24 protein-coding genes and 1 pseudogene are annotated in these 21,432 nt (G+C 73.0%); 7 read left to right on the plus strand and 18 right to left on the minus strand.

Annotated features, from left to right (window positions below):
* Positions 1 to 13 precede the first annotated feature (13 nt).
* The 16 genes from ACQPZK_RS29240 to ACQPZK_RS29315 all read right to left on the minus strand — a co-directional run bounded on the left by ACQPZK_RS29240 (position 14) and on the right by ACQPZK_RS29315 (position 10,618).
* A complete protein-coding gene (locus ACQPZK_RS29240) occupies positions 14 to 367 on the minus strand; it encodes a gas vesicle protein K (RefSeq protein WP_433535968.1) in 354 nt (117 codons plus the stop codon).
* The gene (locus ACQPZK_RS29245) at positions 364 to 573 is read right to left on the minus strand and encodes a gas vesicle protein (RefSeq protein WP_396800027.1); all 210 of its coding nucleotides are present in this window, start codon (positions 571 to 573) and stop codon (positions 364 to 366) included. The genes ACQPZK_RS29240 and ACQPZK_RS29245 overlap by 4 nt, the downstream gene beginning before the upstream one ends.
* A complete protein-coding gene (locus tag ACQPZK_RS29250; protein WP_433535969.1) occupies positions 570 to 1,388 on the minus strand; it encodes a GvpL/GvpF family gas vesicle protein in 819 nt (272 codons plus the stop codon). The genes ACQPZK_RS29245 and ACQPZK_RS29250 overlap by 4 nt, the downstream gene beginning before the upstream one ends.
* Complete coding sequence (gene gvpJ / locus ACQPZK_RS29255) at positions 1,372 to 1,755, minus strand: gas vesicle protein GvpJ (RefSeq protein WP_433535970.1); 384 nt, start codon at positions 1,753 to 1,755, stop codon at positions 1,372 to 1,374. Before gvpJ (ACQPZK_RS29255) ends, ACQPZK_RS29250 begins: the two co-directional genes overlap by 17 nt.
* A gap of 1 nt (position 1,756) precedes the next feature.
* Positions 1,757 to 2,071, minus strand: a complete 315-nt coding sequence (locus ACQPZK_RS29260) for a gas vesicle protein (RefSeq protein ID WP_433535971.1) — start codon at positions 2,069 to 2,071, stop codon at positions 1,757 to 1,759.
* On the minus strand, positions 2,040 to 2,369 hold the full coding sequence (locus ACQPZK_RS29265) for a gas vesicle protein GvpG (RefSeq protein ID WP_433535972.1): 330 nt from the start codon (positions 2,367 to 2,369) through the stop codon (positions 2,040 to 2,042). Before ACQPZK_RS29265 ends, ACQPZK_RS29260 begins: the two co-directional genes overlap by 32 nt.
* Before the next feature lie 2 nt (positions 2,370 to 2,371).
* Positions 2,372 to 3,127, minus strand: coding sequence for a GvpL/GvpF family gas vesicle protein (locus tag ACQPZK_RS29270; RefSeq protein WP_433535973.1), 756 nt, complete (start codon positions 3,125 to 3,127; stop codon positions 2,372 to 2,374).
* A gap of 1 nt (position 3,128) precedes the next feature.
* On the minus strand, positions 3,129 to 3,533 hold the full coding sequence (gene gvpJ / locus ACQPZK_RS29275; protein WP_433535974.1) for a gas vesicle protein GvpJ: 405 nt from the start codon (positions 3,531 to 3,533) through the stop codon (positions 3,129 to 3,131).
* Entirely contained in the window at positions 3,530 to 4,741 is a 1,212-nt protein-coding gene (locus ACQPZK_RS29280) for an SRPBCC family protein (RefSeq protein WP_433539349.1), read from the minus strand. Before ACQPZK_RS29280 ends, gvpJ (ACQPZK_RS29275) begins: the two co-directional genes overlap by 4 nt.
* Positions 4,742 to 4,743: 2 nt before the next feature.
* Entirely contained in the window at positions 4,744 to 5,235 is a 492-nt protein-coding gene (locus ACQPZK_RS29285) for a hypothetical protein (protein ID WP_433535975.1), read from the minus strand.
* A gap of 274 nt (positions 5,236 to 5,509) precedes the next feature.
* Positions 5,510 to 6,019, minus strand: a complete 510-nt coding sequence (locus tag ACQPZK_RS29290) for a GNAT family N-acetyltransferase (protein WP_433535976.1) — start codon at positions 6,017 to 6,019, stop codon at positions 5,510 to 5,512.
* Positions 6,020 to 6,145: 126 nt separating this feature from the next.
* Positions 6,146 to 6,976: a hypothetical protein gene (locus ACQPZK_RS29295; RefSeq protein ID WP_433535977.1), complete on the minus strand. Its 831-nt coding sequence runs from the start codon at positions 6,974 to 6,976 to the stop codon at positions 6,146 to 6,148.
* A 178-nt stretch (positions 6,977 to 7,154) separates the two neighbouring features.
* Positions 7,155 to 7,577 (minus strand): DUF3263 domain-containing protein, encoded by a 423-nt coding sequence (locus ACQPZK_RS29300; protein ID WP_433535978.1) that lies wholly within the window; start codon positions 7,575 to 7,577, stop codon positions 7,155 to 7,157.
* 111 nt (positions 7,578 to 7,688) lie between these two features.
* On the minus strand, positions 7,689 to 8,705 hold the full coding sequence (locus ACQPZK_RS29305) for an ABC transporter permease subunit (protein WP_433535979.1): 1,017 nt from the start codon (positions 8,703 to 8,705) through the stop codon (positions 7,689 to 7,691).
* On the minus strand, positions 8,702 to 9,625 hold the full coding sequence (locus ACQPZK_RS29310) for an ATP-binding cassette domain-containing protein (protein WP_433539350.1): 924 nt from the start codon (positions 9,623 to 9,625) through the stop codon (positions 8,702 to 8,704). Before ACQPZK_RS29310 ends, ACQPZK_RS29305 begins: the two co-directional genes overlap by 4 nt.
* A 207-nt stretch (positions 9,626 to 9,832) precedes the next feature.
* Complete coding sequence (locus ACQPZK_RS29315; RefSeq protein ID WP_433535980.1) at positions 9,833 to 10,618, minus strand: DeoR/GlpR family DNA-binding transcription regulator; 786 nt, start codon at positions 10,616 to 10,618, stop codon at positions 9,833 to 9,835.
* 202 nt (positions 10,619 to 10,820) lie between these two features.
* Between ACQPZK_RS29315 and ACQPZK_RS29320 the strand changes: the two genes are divergently transcribed.
* From ACQPZK_RS29320 to nagA, 3 genes are read left to right on the plus strand one after another with little or no spacing between them, the layout of a single operon-like run.
* Positions 10,821 to 11,750, plus strand: a complete 930-nt coding sequence (locus ACQPZK_RS29320; protein WP_433535981.1) for an SIS domain-containing protein — start codon at positions 10,821 to 10,823, stop codon at positions 11,748 to 11,750.
* A gap of 56 nt (positions 11,751 to 11,806) precedes the next feature.
* On the plus strand, positions 11,807 to 12,700 hold the full coding sequence (locus ACQPZK_RS29325) for an ROK family protein (RefSeq protein ID WP_433539351.1): 894 nt from the start codon (positions 11,807 to 11,809) through the stop codon (positions 12,698 to 12,700).
* Between the two features lie 18 nt (positions 12,701 to 12,718).
* Complete coding sequence (gene nagA, locus ACQPZK_RS29330; protein WP_433535982.1) at positions 12,719 to 13,828, plus strand: N-acetylglucosamine-6-phosphate deacetylase; 1,110 nt, start codon at positions 12,719 to 12,721, stop codon at positions 13,826 to 13,828.
* Positions 13,829 to 14,093: 265 nt separating this feature from the next.
* On the opposite strand, the gene ACQPZK_RS29335 is transcribed toward nagA, so the two are convergent.
* Positions 14,094 to 15,317 carry a DUF4032 domain-containing protein gene (locus ACQPZK_RS29335; protein WP_433535983.1) on the minus strand — a complete coding sequence of 408 codons (1,224 nt, stop codon included), beginning with the start codon at positions 15,315 to 15,317 and terminating at the stop codon, positions 14,094 to 14,096.
* Positions 15,318 to 15,437: 120 nt separating this feature from the next.
* Here ACQPZK_RS29335 and ACQPZK_RS29340 point away from each other — a divergent pair, with 120 nt between their 5' ends.
* Positions 15,438 to 16,154: a phosphatase PAP2 family protein gene (locus ACQPZK_RS29340; protein WP_433539352.1), complete on the plus strand. Its 717-nt coding sequence runs from the start codon at positions 15,438 to 15,440 to the stop codon at positions 16,152 to 16,154.
* A gap of 11 nt (positions 16,155 to 16,165) precedes the next feature.
* Positions 16,166 to 17,404 carry an APC family permease gene (locus ACQPZK_RS29345; RefSeq protein ID WP_433535984.1) on the plus strand — a complete coding sequence of 413 codons (1,239 nt, stop codon included), beginning with the start codon at positions 16,166 to 16,168 and terminating at the stop codon, positions 17,402 to 17,404.
* Here ACQPZK_RS29345 and ACQPZK_RS29350 read toward each other — a convergent pair.
* A pseudogene (locus tag ACQPZK_RS29350) lies at positions 17,369 to 19,243 on the minus strand (potassium channel family protein); the annotation flags it as partial. The gene ACQPZK_RS29345 and the pseudogene ACQPZK_RS29350 sit on opposite strands and share 36 nt — an antisense overlap.
* Positions 19,244 to 19,338: 95 nt before the next feature.
* Here ACQPZK_RS29350 and ACQPZK_RS29355 point away from each other — a divergent pair.
* Together ACQPZK_RS29355 and ACQPZK_RS29360 are read left to right on the plus strand one after the other, a co-directional pair.
* The gene (locus ACQPZK_RS29355) at positions 19,339 to 19,821 is read left to right on the plus strand and encodes an MSMEG_6728 family protein (RefSeq protein ID WP_433535985.1); all 483 of its coding nucleotides are present in this window, start codon (positions 19,339 to 19,341) and stop codon (positions 19,819 to 19,821) included.
* A gap of 30 nt (positions 19,822 to 19,851) precedes the next feature.
* Entirely contained in the window at positions 19,852 to 21,405 is a 1,554-nt protein-coding gene (locus tag ACQPZK_RS29360) for an FAD-dependent oxidoreductase (RefSeq protein WP_433535986.1), read from the plus strand.
* Positions 21,406 to 21,432 lie beyond the last annotated feature (27 nt).

Below are 21,432 nucleotides of genomic sequence, written 5' to 3' on the forward strand. Positions count from 1 at the left end.
TCGCCGCCGACCTTCAGTCCGTGGGCAGGAGCGGGCCGAGCGGTCCGAGGTCCACGTTCAGGTCCTCCGGAGCCAGGCCGAAGTGCTCCCGCAGCCCCGCCATCTGCTCCTCCAACGCCATCAGCGTGACCCCGATGCGTTCGACCTGCTCCTCGGTGAGGTCGCCGAGGTCGACCCGACGCAGCGCCTGCCGCTCCATGAGCTGGCGCAGCAGCTCGACGACGGTCAGCACCAGGCTGGCCAGCCCCCGTTCGACCGAGTCACGGTCCACCGAGATCCGACCGTCCAGCGGGGTGACCCGGGGTGCCTGCCAGGACCGCGCGTCGAGCGCGGCGACCAGCTCGCTGGCGTCGTCCCGGCCGGTCATCCGGCGTCCTCCGCCGCCAGCGCACCGACCGACGCCACCAGCGCGCGCAGCGAGATCCGGACCAGGTCGACGTCGGCGATGGCCAGGGTGATGTCACCGCTGATCACCACGCCGGTGGCGAGCACCCGGTCGAGCAGGTCGACCAGGGCGACGGGCCGGTACGCCAGCGGATCATCCGCGCTGCTCGGCGCGAGCGCGGTGGTCACCGTGGCTCCCCGGCGACGTCGGCCGACGGTTCCGCCACGAAGGAGTACGCCGGCCACGGCCCGGTCAGCTCCAACCGGAGGTTCGGATGACGGTCGCCCAACGCGTCGACCAGTTCGGTGAAGTGGGGCAGCGCCGCGACGTCGACGAGGTACGCGCCGTTGAGCGCCATCGGTGCGGACGCGCCGGAGAGCCGCCGGTCCTGCGGAGCGTGCCGCCGGCCCGCAACGGCCGCCTCGCGGAGAGCGGTGTGTACGGCGTCGGCGGCAACGCTCGCCACCTGCTGTTGTGCGTCGCGGGCGGTCAACTGGGCGCGCCTGCGGCGCAGGTACGCCGTGCCCACCCCGCCGCCGTCCTGGGCGACGCTCTCGACGGGCACGCCCGGCACCAGGTAACCCTTGACGCCCCACTCGCCACGTCCGTTCAGTCGCGCCAGGGTCGCGGACAGTTCGGCCCGCCGGTCGGCGAGCGACACCGCCACCCGCTCGTCGTCGGTGTGCACGGTGGCGAGCCGGGCCGGCACCACCGGCCCCTGTCGGGCGAGCGCGTCCACCACGGCGTGGTGCGCCCGCGCGGCCCGCTCCAACCAGGCCAGATCCTCCAGGTTGTGGCGCAACGGCTCCTCGCCGTACTCGTCGAGGGGTGCGGGGCTGACCACGGCGACCAGCCCGGCGGCCGCGACCGCGCGGACCGGGACGCCACCCATTCCGGCGAGCCCCGCCAGCGCCGCCGGCTCGACGTGGCGCACCACACCGTGCAGCCACACCCCGGTCGCCGGGGCGGACTCCTCGGGCGCGACCTCAGCCGTCGAACTCATCCCACTCCTCCCGCTCGGCGTCGCGACGGCGGGCCCGGGCCGCCACCCGGGGACGCCGTTCCGCCTCGACCTGCTCCGGGTCGCGCGGCCCCGGCTCCACCGGAGGGCGGGCCCGCGAGCTGAGCCACGGGTCGTGCTCCCACCAGTCGATGCCGATCTGGCGTGCGGTGTCCACCGATGCGATGACCAGGCGCAGCTTCAACGTCAGCAGCTCGATGTCGAGCAGGCTGACGCGGATGTCACCGGCGATCACGATGCCCCGGTCGAGCACCCGCTCCAGGATGTCGCCCAGATTGGCCGGCTCGTGCCCAGCGGGCAGCACCTGACCCGAGTTCTGCACCACCGAGGGCGGCTGCCCGACGGTCATCTCAGCCCACCTCACCCTTCCCGCGCTGGTAGCGCCGTACCCGCCGATAGCCGAGCAGGCCCCCCTCGATGTCCAACTCCACCTCGTAGAGGCCGAGCAGGTCCGTCGAGTCGGGGATCCGGCGTGCCTCCACCACCTCCACCCCGACCAGCCAACCGTCCTGGGTGGCCTCCAACGACGTGGTCACCGACGGTTCGCGACCGGTCAACTCGACGAGCTGCCGCAGGCCCGCACGCGCCGCCTCGGCCGCCGACACCGGCTCCAGGTACTCCTCGTCGACCTGCTCACGCCCGCGGGCCCTCGCGTCGTCGGTCATGACGCACTCCCCTCTCCCGACCCGGACCACGAGACCGCCCGGTGGTGGGCGGCGTGCCACCGGCACGCCGCCCCGCACCCCCGGTTAGCCGGTCCAGCACCCGCTGCTCGGCCCGATCGCGTTCCTCGGCGCTGAGCTCACCGGCGGCCACAGCGGCGTCCAACTCCTCCAGCTCGCGCCGGACGTTGACCGGGTTGTGCTGTCGCGCCTCGGCCTCCCGGGCCACCACCCCGACCACGGCGGTCAACCCCCGCACGGGGGCGTACGGCAGGGTCAACAGCGCCCAGAGCAGGTCCACGGTCAGCCCGCCAACTGGTGCGCGGAGACGAAGTCGTACGGGGCGAGGGGCCCGAGCAGCCGCAGCCGCAGCAGACCTCGCCGGTCCTGGGCGTACTGCTCCAGCACGTCGACCAGGTCGGCCTCGCGGTCGGTGTCCACCAGCAGCGCGACGTGCCCCGCGTCCATCTCGTGGGTGGGCGGACGCAGTTGCGTGGTCACCACGTACTCGGCCGTGACATCGAGCAGCCGCCGGTTCTCCGCCTCGCGGCGCAGCTCCACCGCCTGGCTGATCAGCTCGCCGAGCCGGATCCGAGGCTCCCTGCTGGCCGCCTCGGCCCGCCCCCGGACCTGCTCGGCGAGCTGGGCGGCAGCCGGGTTCTCGTCGAGGACGGCGCGCAGCAACGCCCGCTCGTCGAAGCGTCCCTGCACCACGTACTGCACCCGACCCTCGAACTCCGCGAGCGCGGCCGCGAACCGGTCGTGGTGCGGCCGCAGCAGGTCGAGCACCGCATCCGGACCGGTGACGACGGTGCCGAAGCGCACCGGCAGCACCGGGGCCACGGCCGCGGTACCGTCCAGCAGCTCCTGGTACGCCCGCAGGTCCGCCGCGCGGCCCAGCGGCGCGTCCAGTGGCACCTCGCTGACCAGCGCCGCGAGGTCGCCGTGCCGGACGACCGTCACCTCCCCGGGAGGGTCTCCCACTCCGGCCGCGTCGGGCGTCGCCTCGACGTCCGACGGCACCAGCCCGTAGATGAACAGTCCCGTCTCGTCCGCCATGTCAGCCCCTCCCGAGGTCCCGCACCGTGCCGGTGGCATCGCCGGTGACGTCCCGCACGGAGCCGGTGACGTCCCGCGCCGTGCCGGTGACGTCCCGGACCGAACCGGTGACCTCGCGGACCGCGCCGGTGACACCGCCGACGAGACCGGCCAACCCCTCGCCCTCGTCCGGGGTGATGTCGAGCCGGTCCACCAGTTCGGCGAACCGCAGGTACGTCTCGATGCTCGCCACCACCACCCGGGCGTTGATCTCCACGAGGGGGATGCCGACGACCCCGATCGACACCTGCGCGTCGATCACGACGCCCTTGTCGAGCACCGTCTCCACCACGTCGGCCAGGCCGCCGCCGGAACCGACCTGCTCGAGGGCACCACCGACGGCGTCACCACCGGAAACCAGCGTCACTCGTCCTCCCCCCGACGGCGGCGCACCACGGGCCGTCGCGCCGGCTCCGACCCCCGCCGGACGGGCGGTCGCGGCCGCTGCGGCTCCTCACGGGGCTGGGAGCGGCGTGCCCGCTCCGGAACGCGACGGCGCGGCGGGGGCGGCGGCTCCTCGTCGGCCTCGTCCTCGTACCCCTCGTCGTAGCCGTCCTCGTACGCCTCGTACTCCTCGTCGTACTCCGGCTCGGCCGGTCGCCGTGGCGGGCGCTGGCGCAGTCGCCCGGCGGGCCGGCGGCGCGGCTGCTCCTCGGCGGGCTCCTCGTCGTACTCCTCGTCCTCGGGCTCGTTCTGCTCGCGGCCGCCGCGTTCCCGCTGCTCCCGCTGCTCCCGCTCCTCGCGCAGGCCGGTCTCGTGGTCCTTGACCACCTGGGAGTCGCGGATCTCGCCGCGCCAGCCCTCGACCTGGTCCGGGTCGAGCGCCACCTCGGTCATCACGTGCCGGACGAAGTGCTTCAACTCCAGCCGTACGCGCCGACCCTGGGCCCGCCACAGGTTGCCGGTGTGCTCGAAGAGGCCCTGCGGGTGGTACTCGAGCACCACCAGGATGCGGGTCAGGTCCGGGGTCAGCTCGTGGAAGCTGACGGTGCCGTCGACCGACCCCTTCTCTCCCTTGGACCGCCAGTGGATGAGCTTGTCCGGCACCTGGCGGACGATCGTCGACTCCCACGTCCGGTGCGACCAGAAGACCTGCGCCTTCCAGGTCATCTTGACGTCCTCGTCGTTGTCGGCCTGCTCGACCTTCTTCATGAAGCTCGGGAAGTCGCCGAACTGCGTCCACTGGTTGTACGCGGCCCGCACCGGGACACCGACCTCGATCGTCTCGACGATGTTGGTGACCTTGTTCTTGCCGCCGCCCTTACCGCCCTTACCGCTCACGCGGCCGAGAGCCGACATCACCCGCTCCTTACCGCCGGCCACTCCGGCGTGCAGCATCGCCTTCATCGGTGAGCCGCCCTCGGCCAGCTTCTGCGCTCCGGTGGCGGCGGCGACCAGGCCGGGTCCACCGCCCTGGCGCGCGTACTCGCTGAGGCGACCGGTCGCGCCGGTGATCCGCTCCGTCACCACGCTCACCGCGCGTTCGCCGATGGCACCGGCGAGGTTGCGCACCTCGTCCGTCAACTGGCCGCGGATCTTGTCGCCGAGGCCGCCCGGGCTGCTGTTTGCCGCCATGGTCACCGCCCCCGCCGCTGCCCGGCCGCCGCGTCGTCCCGACCGCTTGCGCGATCACGGTCGCCGCCCTGGTCGCGGTTGGCGCGCTGGTCGCCGTTACCGCCCTGGTCGCGATCGCCGCCCTGGTCGCCACTGCCGCCCTGGTCGCCATCGCCGCCCTGGTCGCCGTTGGCGCCCTTGTTGCCGCTGCGGCGGCGCAGCGCGTCGGCGGAGCCGCGCAGCCGGCCGGTGAGCGCGTCGACGCCGCTGCCGGCCGCAGCGGTCGCGGCGGACCGACCGGCGTTGACCAGTGGTCCGCCGAGTCGGCTGAGGTTGCTCAACTGTGGGGACGACTGGAGCAGGTCACCGCCCCGCTTCAGCAGGCCGCCCGGGTCGCGGCTCGCGCGCCCGGCCGCCACCGCGGCCGCCAGGGTCAGCGCGGTACGCAGTTTGCGACGCCGGCCCAGCAGGTAGCCGAAGCCGACCGCCAGCCCGATTCGTGTTCCGGTCTTCATCAGGTCTCCCTCGCTCCCCGGGGGTCCGGGACGTCTGCGGGCTCAGGGCAGAGGGCTACCGGGGAACAGCGCACACCACGCCCTGGATCAGACGTCCCGTATTTGCGGACCCGGCGGGCAGTACCCGGCGGAATTGCCGCGAAACCGTCTGGACATTTTCCGTCGACGGCGGCCAGAGTTATTCGGAAAGAGCGACGCTGGACGGCACAGACGGGACAGGGGGGCGGTTTTGAGCAGGGAGAACGCCTGTGAAACCAAAAGGCGGAATCGCGGCTCAGAGAGCCGGGGGTGTCGAATCCAAGCAGATTTCGGCGTGCACCTTTCCGCCATCCTCACGCAGTTTCGCACCGCATTTCTCGAGGATGGCCAGCGCGCCGACATTGTCCGGCGTCGTCTCCGCGACGACGGCCCGCATTCCGGCGCGAGCGGCGACGTTGAGCAACTCGCGCAGGGCGGCCGCGCCGACGCCCTGGCCCCGCGCCGAGAGGCCGAGCCACATGCCGGTCTCCACCGTGCCCGGCTCGTCACAGCGGGTCATCCGGATCATGCCGACCACCTCGCCGCCGACGAGGATCGCGTACATCTGGGAGCCGGTCGGGCCGTCCAGGCCGGCGAAGCTCGCCCGGTGGAACTCGCGGAAGGCCTCCCGGCGGGCGAGCGACCAGCCGGCGGGCGCCTCCACCGGAGGCATCACCTCACCCGGCTCGGCCTCGGCAGCCGCTACGGAGAGCAACGGCTCCAGGTTCCGCTCGTCCACCGGCTCCAGCCGGACCGCACTCGCCACGTGCCGCAGTCTGCCGGCCTCATCGGCCGAAGTCCACCCCATTGGGCAGCGGATGGCGGTCCGGCCACGGGTACCGGCCGGTCGGGCGGTTCGCGTGTTTCTCCTCACGCTCCGTCGTCATTTGGCCTATGGTCCGAACTCGCAGAACACCACCGAGGCGTCGTCCGTCGACTTGTGCCGGCGGAGCCGGTCAGGATGATCGCGCTCGGCGTCGCGCACCCGGCCGAGCAGTGCGGTCGGCCCCTCGGCGCTCAACAGGTCGAGCAGTCCCACCCAGTCGGTCAGCCCGAACTGCTCCACCGCGCTGGACGCGCCGTCACTGAGCAGCGCCGCACGGCGCAGGGCCGCCGAACCGCGCCGGGGCGCCGTCCCGGTCACCGCGTGGAAGGCCGCGTCCGGGGCGGCAGCCGCGACCCAGTAGCCGTGCGTACGGTTCATCCGCTCCCGCTGGACGCCCACCGCGTGCCGGAAGCGCGCGACCGGGTCCGACGAGCCCGCCGGCACGGTGGCGAGGGTCTGCCGCAGCTCGGCCATCGCCGTGTCCAGCCGGTCGTCGGTCACCACACTGATGTGACCGTCCACGTCCAGCACCAGGGGACTGTCGCAGAGCACCAGGTAGTCGACCTGATCGCCGCAGTCGCGCAGCAGGCAGACGGTGCTCGACGGGGTGCCGGGGTGGTCGAGGTCGCACTGCCCGCCGTGGTCGGCGCGGACGGCGAGGATGGCTGCGGCCAGGTTGCTCGTCAGGCGGGCCGCCGGTCGGGCCGCCTCCGCCACCGCGAGCCGGGCTGCCAGGTGTCGGACGTACCACTCCGGGCCGTGGACACAGCCCGTGTCGAACCCGTCCGGCACGGTGGCGCCGTCCAGGACACCGACCAGCGGACCGAACTGGAAGACCAGGTCCTCGTTGACCGGCCGACCGGGGGCCGGCGTGGACGCGGAACACACCCGCATCATCAGCAGGGTCCTGCCGCGGTCGTACCCCTCATTGCCCGCTCCCTCCGTCGACCCGCGCCACGGTGGCGAGACCGACGTCGCGTACCCGCGCGCCCGGGCTCCATTCCTGCGCTGCCGGGCGTCGCGGCGGCCCAGTCGCCCGTCGGCGACCGTCGGCTCGAAGGTGCCAGCGACACCGTCAGCGGCGGCGGTTGCGGGCCCGCGACGAGCGCAGCCGGCGGAGCCGGCCGATCAGCACCGGATCGGCGGCGAGCGCCGCCGGATTGTCGAGCAGGCCGTTGAGCAGTTGGTAGTACCGGGTCGAGGAGACGCCGAAGGTGTCCCGCACGGCCTGCTCCTTGGCGCCGGCATGCCGCCACCACTGCTGCTCGAAGGCGAGGATCGCCCGTTCGCGTTCGGTCAGGCCCGCCTCCGGCGGGGGCGACGCGGTGGCCGTGGCGTCGCGCGACGCCGAGATGTCGTCCGGCTCGCCGTCGTCGGTGTTCTCGACGAGGGGCGCCGCTCGCGGGGTCGGCACGCTCGGCGCGACACCGCCGGCCGCCTCGCCGCGACGAGCGTCGGTGGACGGCTCGGGGGCGGCCGGGGTGGCGTCGGCGGGCATGACGTTCAGCCTAGTCAGGGCGGGCCATGGTCGCAGCAGCCGGCGCGGCCGGCCCCGCCCGTCAAAGTTCCGACGGTCGAAGCCGGCCGCACCGGGCCGCTGAGGTGTCGGTCAGGAGATGTCGCGGCGGCGCATCGCCCAGATCGCCGCGCCGAGGATCACGACGAGCCCGACCGAGAACAGCACGGAGGACTGCTGCCAGGTGATGTCCATCGTCTCCGGCTTGCACTCGCCGAAGTAGGTCGCCTCGCAGGACTGCCAGTTCTCCAACTTGACCGTCTTCGTCATCCAGGCCAGCGCGTACGTGGGCAGCAGCCACGCCTCGGCGAACTTGACGTTCGCCATCGCCAGCAGGATGCCGAGGCCGAACTGGCCGACCACCATCAGCGCCACGACGCCGCCGAGGGCCATCGCGGTGTGCCGGCCCAGCGAGGCCAGCGCGAAGCCGATCGTGGTGATGACCAGCACCAGCGCCACGCCGCGTATCCCGGTCAGGACGAACGACTGCCAGGCCCCCGAGGTCATCTTCTCGGTGCTGCCCCGGAAGCTGGCGACCGCCCAGAAGCCGGCGAACCACAGCACCGCGGCGGGCAGCGTCACCGCCAGGATGCCGGTGAGCAGCGCGGCCAGCTTGGTGAGCAGTACGGTGAGTCGCTTCGGCCGCCAGAGCAGCAGGTTCATCATGCCGCCGGTGCTCCACTCGGCCCCGACGAAGGACGCGCCGATCACGAACCCGACCAGGGCGAGGATCGCGGCGAACGGGACCAGTGTCTCGTCGAACGTCTTACGGAAGTTGAACGTCGACGGAAGGAACCACTCCGCCTCGATCTGCTCGCGCGGCGGCGGCGTGATCACCGAACAGTCGTCGGGGTAGCGGCCGTCGTTCGAGGTGCCGGCCTTCTTGGCCTCCTGGCAGTTGATCCGCTCCTGCTCGCTCCAGCGGACCTGCTCCTGGTACTGCTGGTCGGCCTGCCGCTCGGCCTTGGCGAGCTGACCGGCGTCGATCTTCTGGTTGGTGAAGAAGACGCCGACCACGACGGCGGCCAGCACCAGCAGGCCGAGCAGCGTCATGTAGCGGGTGAAGCGCCGCTTGGTCAGCCGGCGCAGCTCCGTCCGATAGAGGCTCACGCGCCCCACCCTCCTCCGGTGGCGCCGGGCTGACCCGTCCCACCGACCTTCGTGGACTCGTCGACCTGCCGGTGCTGGCCGGGGACCGGCGCGGTGGCGGTCAGTTCGAGGAAGACACTCTCCAGGTCGACCGCGATCGGAGCCAGTTCGCTGACGTACAGGTTCTGTTCGGCGAGCAGCCGGGTCACCGAAGCCGGCTTGTCGACTCCGGTCAGCATCAGGTGGTCCGGGTGCCCGGTGACGCGGATGCCGGCCCGGGTGAGAGCCTCGGTGGCGGTCGGCAGGTCGCTGACGGCCTCCAGGCGTACGCGGACCGCACCGGACGAGTGCTGGGCGAGCACCTCGTCGACCGGGCCGAACGCGACCCGTCGGCCGAGCGAGATGATGGTGACGGAGTCGCAGATGAGCTGGATCTCGCCGAGGATGTGGCTGGACAGCACCACGGTCATCCCGGACTCGGCGAGAGTGCGCATCAGCGTGCGCATCTCCCGGATGCCGCCCGGGTCCAGGCCGTTGGCCGGCTCGTCGAGGATGAGCAGCGTCGGGTTCTTCAGCAGGGCGGACGCGACGGCGAGCCGCTGCTTCATGCCCAGCGAGTACGTCTTGACCCGCTCGCCGGCCCGGTCGCGCAACCCGACGAGCTCCAGGACCTCGTCGACCCGGGTGGCGGGCACCTCGCCCGCCCCGGCCAGCAGGGACAGCGTGTCCCGTGCGGTGAAGTGCGGAAAGAACTGCGGGCTCTCGACGATCGCGCCGACCAGGCCGGCGACGCTGGGCAGCGCCGCGGGAACCTCGTGCCCCAGCAGCGTCATCCGTCCGCCGTCGGGCCGGATCAGACCGAGAAGCGTACGCAGCGTGGTGGTCTTGCCGGACCCGTTGGGGCCCAGGAAGCCGTGCACCTGCCCCGCGTCGACCCGCATGTCGAAGCCGTCGAGCGCGTTGCGAGTGCCGCGTCGACGACTCTTGTACGTCTTACGTAGACCTTCGATCTCCAGGACAGCTGGCAAGCTGCACCTCCCCCGATGGTGGGCGTGACAGCCGACACCATACGCGGTATGCAGCAGTGCGCAATACCCGGTATGCAGTGACACGCCGGTCGATGCATTTCATCGACAGAGCGTGACGGCTCAGGCGCAGACGACCTGCACGCCGGCCGCCCGGAAGGCCTCCACCACCTCGGGAGCGGCCCCGGAGTCGGTCACCAGCGTCTCGACCCGCTCGACCGGGCAGATCCGGGCGAAGGCGTGACCGCCCAGCTTGGACGAGTCCGCGATGATCACGACCCGCTTGGCGCGGGCGACCATGAGGTTGTTCATGGCCGCCTCCCCCTCGTGGTGGGCGGCGGCCCCGAGCTGCGGGTCGATCGCGTCCACGCCGAGCAGGGCGACGTCCAGGGTGACCTCCCGCAGCAACGCGCCGCCCAGCGGGCCGACCAGCTCGAACGACTTCGGACGCACCACCCCGCCGGCCACCACCACCTTCATCCGGGACCGCACGAGAAGCTCGTTGGCGATGTTCAGCGCGTTGGTCACCACGGTGAGCTGGGCACCCTCGGCATTGGTGTTGAGGTCCGGCCGGACGGCCAGCGCCCGGGCAACCTCCGTGCTGGTGGTGCCGCCGTTCAGGCCGACCACGGTCCCGGGCGTGACGAGCGCGGCGGCGGCGGCGCCGATCCGCTGCTTCTCCGCCGAGTGCTTGGCCGTCTTGTAGCGCAGCGGCAGGTCGTACGAGACACCGTTGGCGACCGCGCCACCCCGGGTCCTGGTGATCATCTGCTGCTGGGCGAGCTGGTCGAAGTCACGCCGGATGGTCGCCTGGGAGACGTCCAGCCGCTCGGCGGCCGCCTCGACGCTGACCCGACCGTTGTCGGTCAGCATCTCCAGCAGGGCGTTCCATCTGGCGTACCGGTCCACCGCGGGGGCCCTCCCAGTAACTGCACGTTCGGTGATTGATTGCGTGCACACTAGTGCGCGAAACTAGGCTCGCGCAAAAGGCTGGCCTGCGCGATCGGCCGGCCGGTTGCCACGACCACCCCGGTTCGCGCAGAATAACGCGCGAAATACGGCCCTTACGAGCCGTATTGCGCAGACAGGTCGGCCCTGCGAGGAGTTGCCCATGGCGTACGTGGACGCGGAGATCGCGAGCCAACCCGACTGTTGGCGGGAGGCCGCATCGCTGTCCACCGCCGTACGCGACCACCTTCCGCGCCCCGGCGAGCGGGTCGCCGTCGTCGGTTGCGGCACGTCGTGGTTCATGGCCATGGCGTACGCGGCCCGCCGTGAGCAGGCCGGCCAGGGCGAGACCGACGCGTTCCAGGCGTCCGAGTTCCCCACCGGCCGCCACTACGACCGGCTCATCGCCATCACCCGCTCCGGCACGACGACCGAGGTGCTGGAACTGCTCGCCGCGCTGCGCGGGCGTACGCCCACCACCGTCATCGTCGGTGACCCGGCGGCGCCCGCCGTCGACCTGGCCGCCGCCGCGGTGACCCTGGCCTTCGCCGACGAGCGGTCGGTGGTGCAGACCCGTTTCGCGACGACGGCGCTGGCCCTGCTCCGGGCGCACCTCGGCGACCCGGTGACCGCGCTCGCCGCCGACGCCGAGGTGGCGGTGCGCTCCCCGCTGCCGATCGACCCGGCCACCATCGAGCAGGCCACCTTCCTCGGTCGCGGGTGGACGATCGGCCTCGCTCAGGAGGCCGCGCTCAAGTGCCGGGAGGCGGCCACCTTCTGGGCCGAGGCGTACCCGGCGATGGACTACCGACACGGTCCGATCTCGGTCGCCGCGCCGGGCCGGCTGGTCTGGGCGTTCGGCGAACTGCCCGACGGGCTGCCCGAGGACGTGGCCGCTACCGGGGCCGCCTTCGTGCACAGTCGCACGCACGGTTGGCGCACGGTGCTCGGAAGCTGGTCGGCCGGTCGTACCCCGGTCGACCCGATGGCCGACCTGATCCTGGCCCAGCGGTTCGCGGTCGCCCTGGCGACCAGCCGTGGCCTCGACCCGGACGCACCCCGGCACCTGTCCCGGTCAGTGGTACTGGCGTGAGCGGTGCCGTGCACGACGACCAGGTGGTCGTGGCGCTGGACGTCGGCGGCACCGGCATGAAGTGCGCCCTGGTCCGGCCGGACGGCGTCGCCGTACGCACCGAACGACACCCCACCGACGCCGCGCGCGGGCCGGCCGCCGTGGTCGACACCATCCTCGGCATCGCCGAAGGGCTGGCCGCCAAGGCCCGCGCCGACGGCCTCACCCCGGTCGCCACCGGCATCGCGGTCCCCGGGGTGGTGGACGAGGCGCGCGGGGTGGCGGTGTGGTCGGCGAACGTGGGCTTCCGGGACGTACCGCTGCGGGACCTGGCGGTGCGACGGCTCGGACTGCCCACCGCGCTCGGTCACGACGTGCGCGTCGGTGGTCTCGCCGAGGCCCGGCTCGGGGCCGGGCGCGGCGCCGACCACGTGCTCTTCGTGGCGATCGGCACCGGCATCGCCGCCGCACACGTCGTCGACGGCGGGGCCGCCGTCGGCGCGCACGGCGCGGCCGGCGAGATCGGCCACATCATGGTCCGGCCCGACGGCCCGCGCTGTGGATGTGGGCGGCCCGGCTGCCTGGAGGCGATAGCGTCGGCGTCCGCGATCGGCCGGCGCTACGCGGAGCTGGCCGACGTCCGGCTCGACGCTCCCGTGACGGCTGCCGCCGTGGCCGAACGGGCGGCGGCCGGCGAACCGCTCGCCGCCCAGGTGTGGCGGTCGGCTGTCGAGGCGCTCGCCGACGGCCTGGCCACCGGGCAGGCGCTGTTCGACGTGACGACGATCGTGCTCGGCGGCGGTCTCGCCCAGGCGGGCGACCTGCTGCTCGTCCCCCTGCGGGAGGCGATGCACGAGCGGATGACCTTCCACCGTGAGCCGCAGCTCGTCGCGGCAGCTCTCGGCGACGAGGCGGGCTGCCTGGGTGCCGCTCTGCTCGCGCTGGACACCCTGACCGCCGACCGTGCTTGACCACCAACAGGAGGAACGATGACCGAACGGGTGAACGGCCGAGTGGTGACCCCGACCGGTGTCATCCGGCAGGGCTGCGTCGAGTGGGGCGGTGATCGGATCACCGCGGTGGCCGAGTATCCGTCGGTCCGCGACGGGCACTGGATCCTGCCGGGCTTCGTCGACATGCACACGCACGGCGGCGGCGGGCACACCTTCACCACCGGTGACGCCGACCAGGCCCGCGCGGCGGCCGCCTTCCACCTGGGACACGGCACCACCACGCTGCTGGCCAGCCTGGTCAGCGCGCCCTTCGCGGTGATGCGCTCGGCCACCGAGGCGTTCGCGCCGCTCGTCGACGAGGGTGTGCTGGCGGGGGTCCACTTCGAGGGCCCCTACCTCTCCGCCGCCCGCTGCGGCGCGCAGAACCCCGAGTACCTGCGTGACCCCTCCACCGACGAACTGGCCGAGCTGATCGAGCTGGGCCGCGGCGCGGTCCGCATGGTCACCCTCGCTCCGGAACGCGACGGCGCGCTGGAGGCGATCAAGCTGCTCACCGCGCGGCGCGTGGTGGCCGCCGTGGGTCACACCGACGCCACCTTCGAGCAGACCCAGGCCGCGATCGCCGCCGGGGCGAGCGTGGGTACCCACCTGTTCAACGGCATGCGCCCGGTGCACCACCGCGAGCCGGGCCCGGTGGTGGCCCTGCTCGACGCGTCCACCGTGGTCTGCGAACTGGTCGCCGACGGCGTACACCTGCACGACGGCATGCTGGCCTTCACCACCACGACCGCCGGGCCCGACCGGGCCGCGCTGATCACCGACGCGATGGCCGCCGCCGGGATGGCCGACGGCGCATACGAGCTGGGCGGTCAGGACGTCACGGTGACCGACGGGGTGGCCCGGCTCGCCCGCGACGGCGCGATCGCCGGCAGCACGCTGACCATGGACGCGGCGCTTCGCCATGCTGTGCACGCCGGAATCCCGATGGCCGACGCCGCCCGGATGGCGGCGACCACCCCGGCCCGCGCGATCGGCCTGGGCGACCGCGTCGGCGCCCTCCAGGTGGGCCTGCGCTCCGATCTGGTCGTGCTCGACGACGACCTCAACGTGGTACGGGTGCTGCGCGGCGGTTCCTGGGTGGAGTGACACACCCCGCGCAACCCCGACCCGCCTATTGCCACCCGGACGCTTTGGAGCTGAATCGTTTACGACATCGGCCTCCCAGCCGAGGACTCGACGCGGCACAGTCAGCAGCGTTGGCTCGGACGAGCCGATTCGTTTACGACATCAACTCCAAAGGATGCGGCCACCAGTACCGCAGTCGGGCGGCTACCGCACCAGTACCGCGCCCGGGCGACGGCGGCACGGACCGGCCGCCGCGTCCGGGCATCCCGTGGGATCCGCCGGTCCGTCAGCCGAGGGCGGGAACGTCGACGCCGAGGATGGCCTGTTCGTCGGGGCGGTGCACCAGCACGTCGGTCAGGTACGACTGGACCGCGTGGCGCATCCCCACGTCCCGACCGGCCCGCTCGGAGAGCAGCCACTTGTGCTCGATGATCTGCGCGAACAGCTCCTGCGGTTCCAGCTTGCGCCGCAGGTGGGCGGGTACGGCCCGGACCACCGGCTCGAAGACCTCGGTGAGCCAGCGGTGCGCCGCCTGCTGCTCGTCGGTCAGATCGCTCTCCGCGCGGTAGGCGTCCAGGTCGTTGAGCAGCTTGCGGGCCTGGTTCTCCTCGGCGTCCAGGCCGGTGAGCCGGAGCAGCCGCCGCGTGTGGTAGCCGGCGTCGACGACCTTCGGCCGGACCAGGTAACGCCCGTCCGCGGCGCTCGACATGGCCACCTCGGCCACGTCGAACCCCAGGTCGTTGAGGCGACGGATCCGGCCCTCGATGTCGTGCCGCGCCTGCCGCTCGATCGCCTGCTCGTAGGTGATCTCGTGCCACAGCCGCTCGTAGCGCTGCACGACCTCCTCGCAGACCACCTCCGGGTCGATGGACTCGTGCAGCAGGCCGGCGGCCTGCAGGTCCAGCGCCTCCCCGAAGATGTTCACCCGGGCGATCTCCAGGTCCTCGCCGCGCTGCCCGTTGGAGAGCGACTGGTGCAGCGCGCCCGTCTCCGCGTCGACCAGGTAGGCGGCGAAGGCCCCCGCGTCCCGGCGGAACAGCGTGTTCGACAGCGAGCAGTCGCCCCAGAAGAAACCGGTCAGGTGCATCCGCACGATCAGCGCGGCGAGCGCGTCGAGCAGGCGGCTCATCGTCTCCGGCCGCAGGGTGTGCGAGAAGAGCGCCCGGTAGGGCAGCGAGAACTGGAGGTGCCGGGTGATCAGCACCGATTCGAGGGGCTCCCCGTCGTCGGTCTGTCGGTCGGCGACGACCGCCACCGCCTCGACCGAGGGGAAGTCGATCCGCTCCAACGCCCGCAGCAGGTCGTACTCCCGCTCGGCGATCCGCTCGCGGGTCTCCTTGAAGGCGTACACGTAGTCGCCCAACCGGACGAACCGGACGATGTGCCGTGAGATGCCCTGCGGCAGCGCCACCAGGTGCTGGGCAGGCCACTCCTCCAGCGGCGTCGACCAGGGCAGGTCGAGCAGCGCCGGGTCGACGAGGGCAGACGTGATCCGCACGGGGACAAGCATGACGGGTAACCCCCCGCCTCCGCCGCACATCGTGGCTGGGCCCACAGCGCCGCACCTCCCGGTCTCGCGCCGGGCCGGTAGCGTGGTCGCGTGCTCAAACCCACGGGTGTACGACGTGACCTGCGGCTTCGGCCCGTCCGCCCGGCCGGCTGGTGGTTCGACGCGCTGCTGCTGGTCGGTTTCGGGGCGGTGACCCTGGCGCTGGCCAACGGGGCGCTGCTCGGGCTGGACCTCGCGGTCCGGGAGTGGGCCTACGCCCACCACCCGGCGCCGATCTACTGGACGGCGCGGGTGTTGAACTTCCTCGGGCAGGGCGGCTGGCTGCTGATGCCGATCGCCGGGGCGCTCGGGGTGGCGGTCGCGTGGCGTTCCCGCACGGTTCGGCCACTGCTGCTGCTGGCGGCGGCGTTCGTGCTGCTGTACCTCACGGTCGGCCCGCTCAAGATCGTGACCGATCGGGCAGCGCCCAGCTCGGACCTGCCGCCGGCCGAGTCCGTCCGGATCTTCAACGACCTGCCGCCCACCGAGTACGACCTCTCCTATCCGTCGGGGCACGTCGCCAACGCGATCGTCTGGTACGGGGTGATCGCCGTGCTGCTCACCGCGCTGACGGCCGGGCGACTGCACCCGAGCGTGTACCGCCTGATCCGTTTCGCACCGCCGGCGATCCTGCTGGTCACCACGACGTACCTGAACTTCCACTGGCTCACCGACGGCGTCGCGGCCCTGCTGCTCGGCCTCTTCCTGGACCGGCTGCTGCACCGGGTGCCCTGGGACGATCTGCCCCTCCCCGGCCGGCTACGGGAATGGGATCGCCCGTTCACGTCGTACCCCTAGGGTCTCGGTTCATGGATCGACTGGCGCGGCGGTTGGGCGTACGCGATGCGGTTGTCATCGGGTTGGGCTCGATGCTCGGCGCAGGCGTCTTCGTGGTCTTCGCCCCGGCCGCGGCGGCGGCCGGCGGGGCGGGCCTGCTGCCCGCGCTGGTGCTCGCGGGCTTCGTCGCCTTCTGCAACGCGACCAGCTCCGCGCGACTGGCGGCCCGTTACCCGGAGTCCGGCGGCACCTACGTCTACGGGCGGGAACGCCTCGGCCCGCTGGCGGGATTCGTGGCGGGCTGGGGGTTCGTGGTCGGCAAGACGGCGAGCTGCGCGGCGATGGCGCTGACCATCGGGGCGTACCTGTGGCCGGGGCAGACCCGCCTGGTCGCCGTCGGCGCAGTGCTCGCGGTGACCGCCGTGAACCTGCGCGGCATCGGCAAGACGGCCACCGCCACGAAGGCGCTCGTCGCGCTGGTGCTCGCCGTGCTGGTGCTCGTCGCGGCCGTCGGTCTGGTGGGCGGGCCGGTGCACCTGGACCGGCTGACCGATGCGGGCGGCTCCGCGCGGGGTGTGCTCACCGCCGCCGGGTTGCTGTTCTTCGCCTTCGCCGGATATGCACGGATCGCCACGCTCGGCGAGGAGGTCCGCGACCCGGAGCGGACCATCCCCCGGGCGGTACCGCTGGCGCTCGGGGCGGTGCTCGCGATCTACCTGGCCCTGGCCGTGATCACGCTCGGCGTGCTGGGCGCCGACCGGCTGGCCGGGTCGGCAGCGCCCCTGGTCGACGTGGTGACCGCCGCCGGGCTGCCCGGCCTCGCCTGGGTGGTCCGCGCCGGGGCGACCATCGCCGTCGTCGGGGTGCTGCTCTCCCTGGTCGCCGGGGTCGGCCGGACCACGCTCGCGATGGCCCGCCGACGCGACCTGCCCGGTGCGTTGGCCGCCGTCCACCCGGTGCGCCGGGTACCGCACCGCGCCGAGCTGGCCGTCGCCGCCGTGGTGATCGTGGTGGTGCTGCTCGGCGACGTACGGCAGGCGATCGGCTTCTCGAGCTGCACGGTGCTGGTCTACTACGCGATCACCAACGCGGCGGCGCTCACGTTGGGCCGGGACCCGGCTCGACGGCTACCGGTGCAGGTGCTCGCCGGGCTCGGGCTGGTCGGTTGCCTGCTGCTCGCGCTCAACCTGCCGTTGGGCAGTGTCCTCGCCGGCCTCGGCGTACTCGCCGCCGGCGCCGGGTGGCACGGCCTGCGGCAGCGGGGTCGCTGAGAGGTCCCCGGAGCGCGGCACCGACCTGGTCACCATCGGCGGAGCCGACTCGCCGCCGACGCCCCGTGGCATCGGGAGCGAGCCGGCGGGCGGGGCGGCCTGCCGGGTCAGCCAGTCCAACCCGCGCCGGCGGGCGACGACCGTCAGCCGGTCGCCCGCGAAGATCACCTGGCGGGGGTCGAGGTCCTTCCACCAGATCGTCTTCGCCGCGCCGGCCGGGGTCCGGGCGATCAGCCGGACCTGCCCGTCCCGGTTGACGGTGTCCAGCGGCCGACCGTCCAGCTCGGAGCCGGCGGCGACCGGCACCTCGGCGACCGGCAGCGCGTGCCGGTCGACCGGGATGGTGGTGATGACCGCGCGTTCCGTGAGCGCGCCGATGAAGGCCGGCGCAGCCAGGTAGGACACCGATCGGGACACCCCGAGCGCGAAGGTCTCCTCGACCCGCTCGGCGAAGTCACCGTCGAAGAGCCGCAGCACCACCCGCAGGTCGTCGCGGAGGTCGCGGGCGGCCAACGCCGCCTCCAGGTTGGCGACGTCGTCGGTGGACGCCACCACCAACGCCTGACAGTTCGCCACCGACGCGGCGGCCAGGGTCTCGGGCAGCGCGGCATCGCCGACGACCAGCGGCACCTCCAACTGGCGGGCCAGGGCCGCGCCACGTGGCGCCGGGTCCTTGTCGATCGCCACGACCTCGACGTCGTACTCGCGCAGTTGGGCCATCACCCGCGTACCGACGTTGCCGAGGCCGATCACCACGACGTGCCCGGCGCGGGCCGGTTGCAGCAGACCGGTGTGCAGGGCGAGGCGGGCGTTGACGATGCCGTCCACCACGACGGCGGTGATCAACGGGATCAGCGCGAGCCCGGCCAGGTTGAGCACCACCTGCATGATCTGGGCGTCGGCGGCCTTGCCGGTGTCCGGATCGGCGCCGCTGAGCGTGGTGACCAGCGTCAGGTACAGCGCCTCCAACGGCGAGACGTTCTCGGCGCGCGAGATCAGCGCGCCCAGCACCGCGATCACGGCCAGCACCAGCATCACCGCGATGCCGATCTTTCTGGTGGCGAAGCCCCGTACGGCCCGCACCAGCACCGCGACCGGACGGCGTCGACGTCTGGCCCGGACCAGCCGCCGCGCGGCGACCTCGGTGCCCGGCGGCTGACCGGTCGCCTCGGCGAGCACCAGGTCAGCGCCGGCCTGCTCGGCCGGGAGCAGCTCCATCCCCTGCCGCCCGTCGGGGCGGGCCAGCGCGCACACCACGTCCTGCGTCCGGACGTCGGCCCGCCGCGCCACCCGCAACGTCTTGTCCCGGTGTTGGAACGAGCTGGGGTCGACCTCGCCGAGCGCGGCGGCCACGAACGCCGGGGCGGCCATCTCGGCGTCGGAGAGCACCTCGACGGGCGCCTTGATCAGCTTGCGGACGCCGTCGGCGAGGGTGCCGTTGAACATGCGCAGCACCTGCCGGACGCGCTGGTCGACGGCCTGCGCGCAGAGCGCGGCGTGCAGGTTGCCCACGTCGTCCTGGTGGAGCAGGGCCAGCCCGGTCGCCCCGGCCAGCCCGGCGGCCTCGAAGGTCGCCACGTCCAGGCGTTCCGAGCGGATCACGCGGACGCCACGCAGACCCGCCACGTCCGGACCGGTGCTGCGGTAGCGCTCCGGCACCACGACCGTCACCCGTGCGCCGCCGACGGGAAGGTCGGATTCGAGCAGCGCGCGGGCCACGTAGTAGGCCAGGGCGTCCCGGCCACAGATCACGTAGTGCGGGCGCGGGTCGCCGGCGGAGCGGAGCCGCCAGTTCCACTCGACCGCCCGTCGCGCCCGGTCCCGCCACGGCTCCGCCATGCCCGGATCGTAACCAGCACGATCACCCTGGGCGACCCGACCCGGATCGTCCCACCGCAGGCATGGCGACCCGGGCCGTGGGTAGAGCACCTGCCATGCAGACCTTCCTCCCGTACCCGGACTTTCTGGCCAGCGCCCGCGCGCTCGACCAGAAGCGGCTGGGCAAGCAGCGGGTGGAGGCCATCCAGGTGCTGCGCGGGCTCACCTGGCCGGGGTACGGGTGGCGCAACCACCCGGCCGTGAAGATGTGGGCCGGGTACGAGGAGGCGCTGACCCGGTACGGGCTGGACATGTGCGCCGTGTGGACCGAGCCGGGCCGGGCGGACACCTGCGCCACCACGCTCACCGTCGACCTGGCCGCCGCCTGCGGCGCAGGTGTCGTACGCACCCAGGACGAGCTGGCCCACGCCGGGGACCTGCCGCCCTGGCTCGGCCGCGACGACCTGCACCTGAGCCACCGTTCCTCCCTGCTGCGCAAGGACCCGACGCACTACGGCCCGATCTTCGGCGTCGACACGCCGGACGACCTGGAGTACGTCTGGCCCGCGTCCGACCGGGCGCGGCGCTGCCTGCCGTAGGAGACTGGCGGCAGACGAGGGAGGTGCCCCGTGGCGCTGTCGCGTGTGGTGGGTCGGCTCATCGGCGTACGCCAGCATGAGGTGGACCCCGGCGGCGGTGGCGCCGCCCGCGTGCCGCAACCGGTCGCGGCGGTCGTGGTGGGCGGTGGCATCGCCGGCATGTCGGCGGCCGTGGTGCTCGCCGAGCGGGGCGTGGACGTGACCGTGCTGGAGGCGGCGCCGACCATCGGTGGACGGCTGGGCGCCTGGCCGGAGGCTCTGCCGGACGGGGAGCAGCAGAACGAGCACGGCTTCCACGCGTTCTTCCGGCAGTACTACAACTGGCGGTCCATCCTCCGCCGCGTCGAGCCCGGCCTGGGCTTTCTCAAACCGATCCCGGGCTATCCGATCCTGAGCGCACAGTGGCCGACCGAGGAGTTCGGGAGGCTGCCTCCCGCACCGCCGGCGAACCTGCTCGCGCTGCTGCTGCGCAGTCCCAGCCTGCGCCTCGCGGACCTGCGGTCGATGGACCGGGACGCGGCGTTGCCGCTGCTCACCTACGATCCGGTCCGCACCTACGCCGAGCTGGACGACACCACCGCCGACGAGTTGCTGGCGTCGCTGCGGCTGCCGGACCGGGCGCGGGCGATGCTGTTCGAGGTCTTCTCCCACTCGTTCTTCAACCACGAGGCGGAGATGTCGGCGGCCGAGATGGTCGCCCAGTTCCACTTCTACCTGCTCGGCAATCCGGAGGGGCTGGCCTTCGACTGCCCGGACGAGGACTATGCGACGGCGATCTGGCAGCCGCTGACCCGGCACGTGGAGAAGCACGGCGGTCGCGTGCTGACCCGCTCCGGCGTGACGGGGGTGCACCGCGACGGCGACGATTGGCGGGTGACGACCACCGACGGCGGTGAACACCGGGCGGCCCACGTGGTGCTGGCCGTCGACCCGCCGGCGCTCGCCGCGCTGGTGGCGGCCTCCCCCGACCTGGTCGCGCGGGCACCGGAGCTGGCGGAGCGGATGCCCCGCTTCGGCCGGCCAGGCCCGCCGTACGCGGTGGCGCGGTACTGGTGCGACGGCGACGTCGCCGCCGACCGGGCGGTGTTCAGCGGGGTGTCCCGGCAGCCCACACTGGACTCGGTGACGCTGTACCACCGGTTGGAGAACGAGCCGCGGCGCTGGGCGCGCAGGACCGGCGGTTCGGTGATCGAGTTGCACGCGTACGCCTGCGAGCCCGGTGTGCCCGCCGAGGAGTTGGCCGAACGGATGCGCCGCGAGCTGGTGGCGCTCTGGCCGGAGGCCGCGGCACTGCGGGTCCGCGAGCTGCGCGCACGGGTGGAGGCGCAGGCGCCCGCGTTCACGCCGGGCAGCCACGCCTGGCGTCCGGGGGTCCGCACCGAGGCACCCGGTGTCTATCTGGCCGGCGACGGCATCGCGACGGACTTCCCGAGCGCCCTGATGGAACGCTCCGCGGCCACCGGGATCGTCGCGGCGAACCACATCCTGCGGGCGCACGGCGCCGCGACCGAGCCGGTGCGCTCGGTCCGCCCGCGGGGCCTGCTGGCCAGGCGATCCGCCTCAAACCGACAAAAAGCCACATAAGCGACGGTACGCTGCCGTACGCTCGGT

The organism is Micromonospora sp. CA-249363 (assembly GCF_050950185.1).
In the GTDB taxonomy this organism is placed as follows: Bacteria; Actinomycetota; Actinomycetes; order Mycobacteriales; family Micromonosporaceae; genus Micromonospora.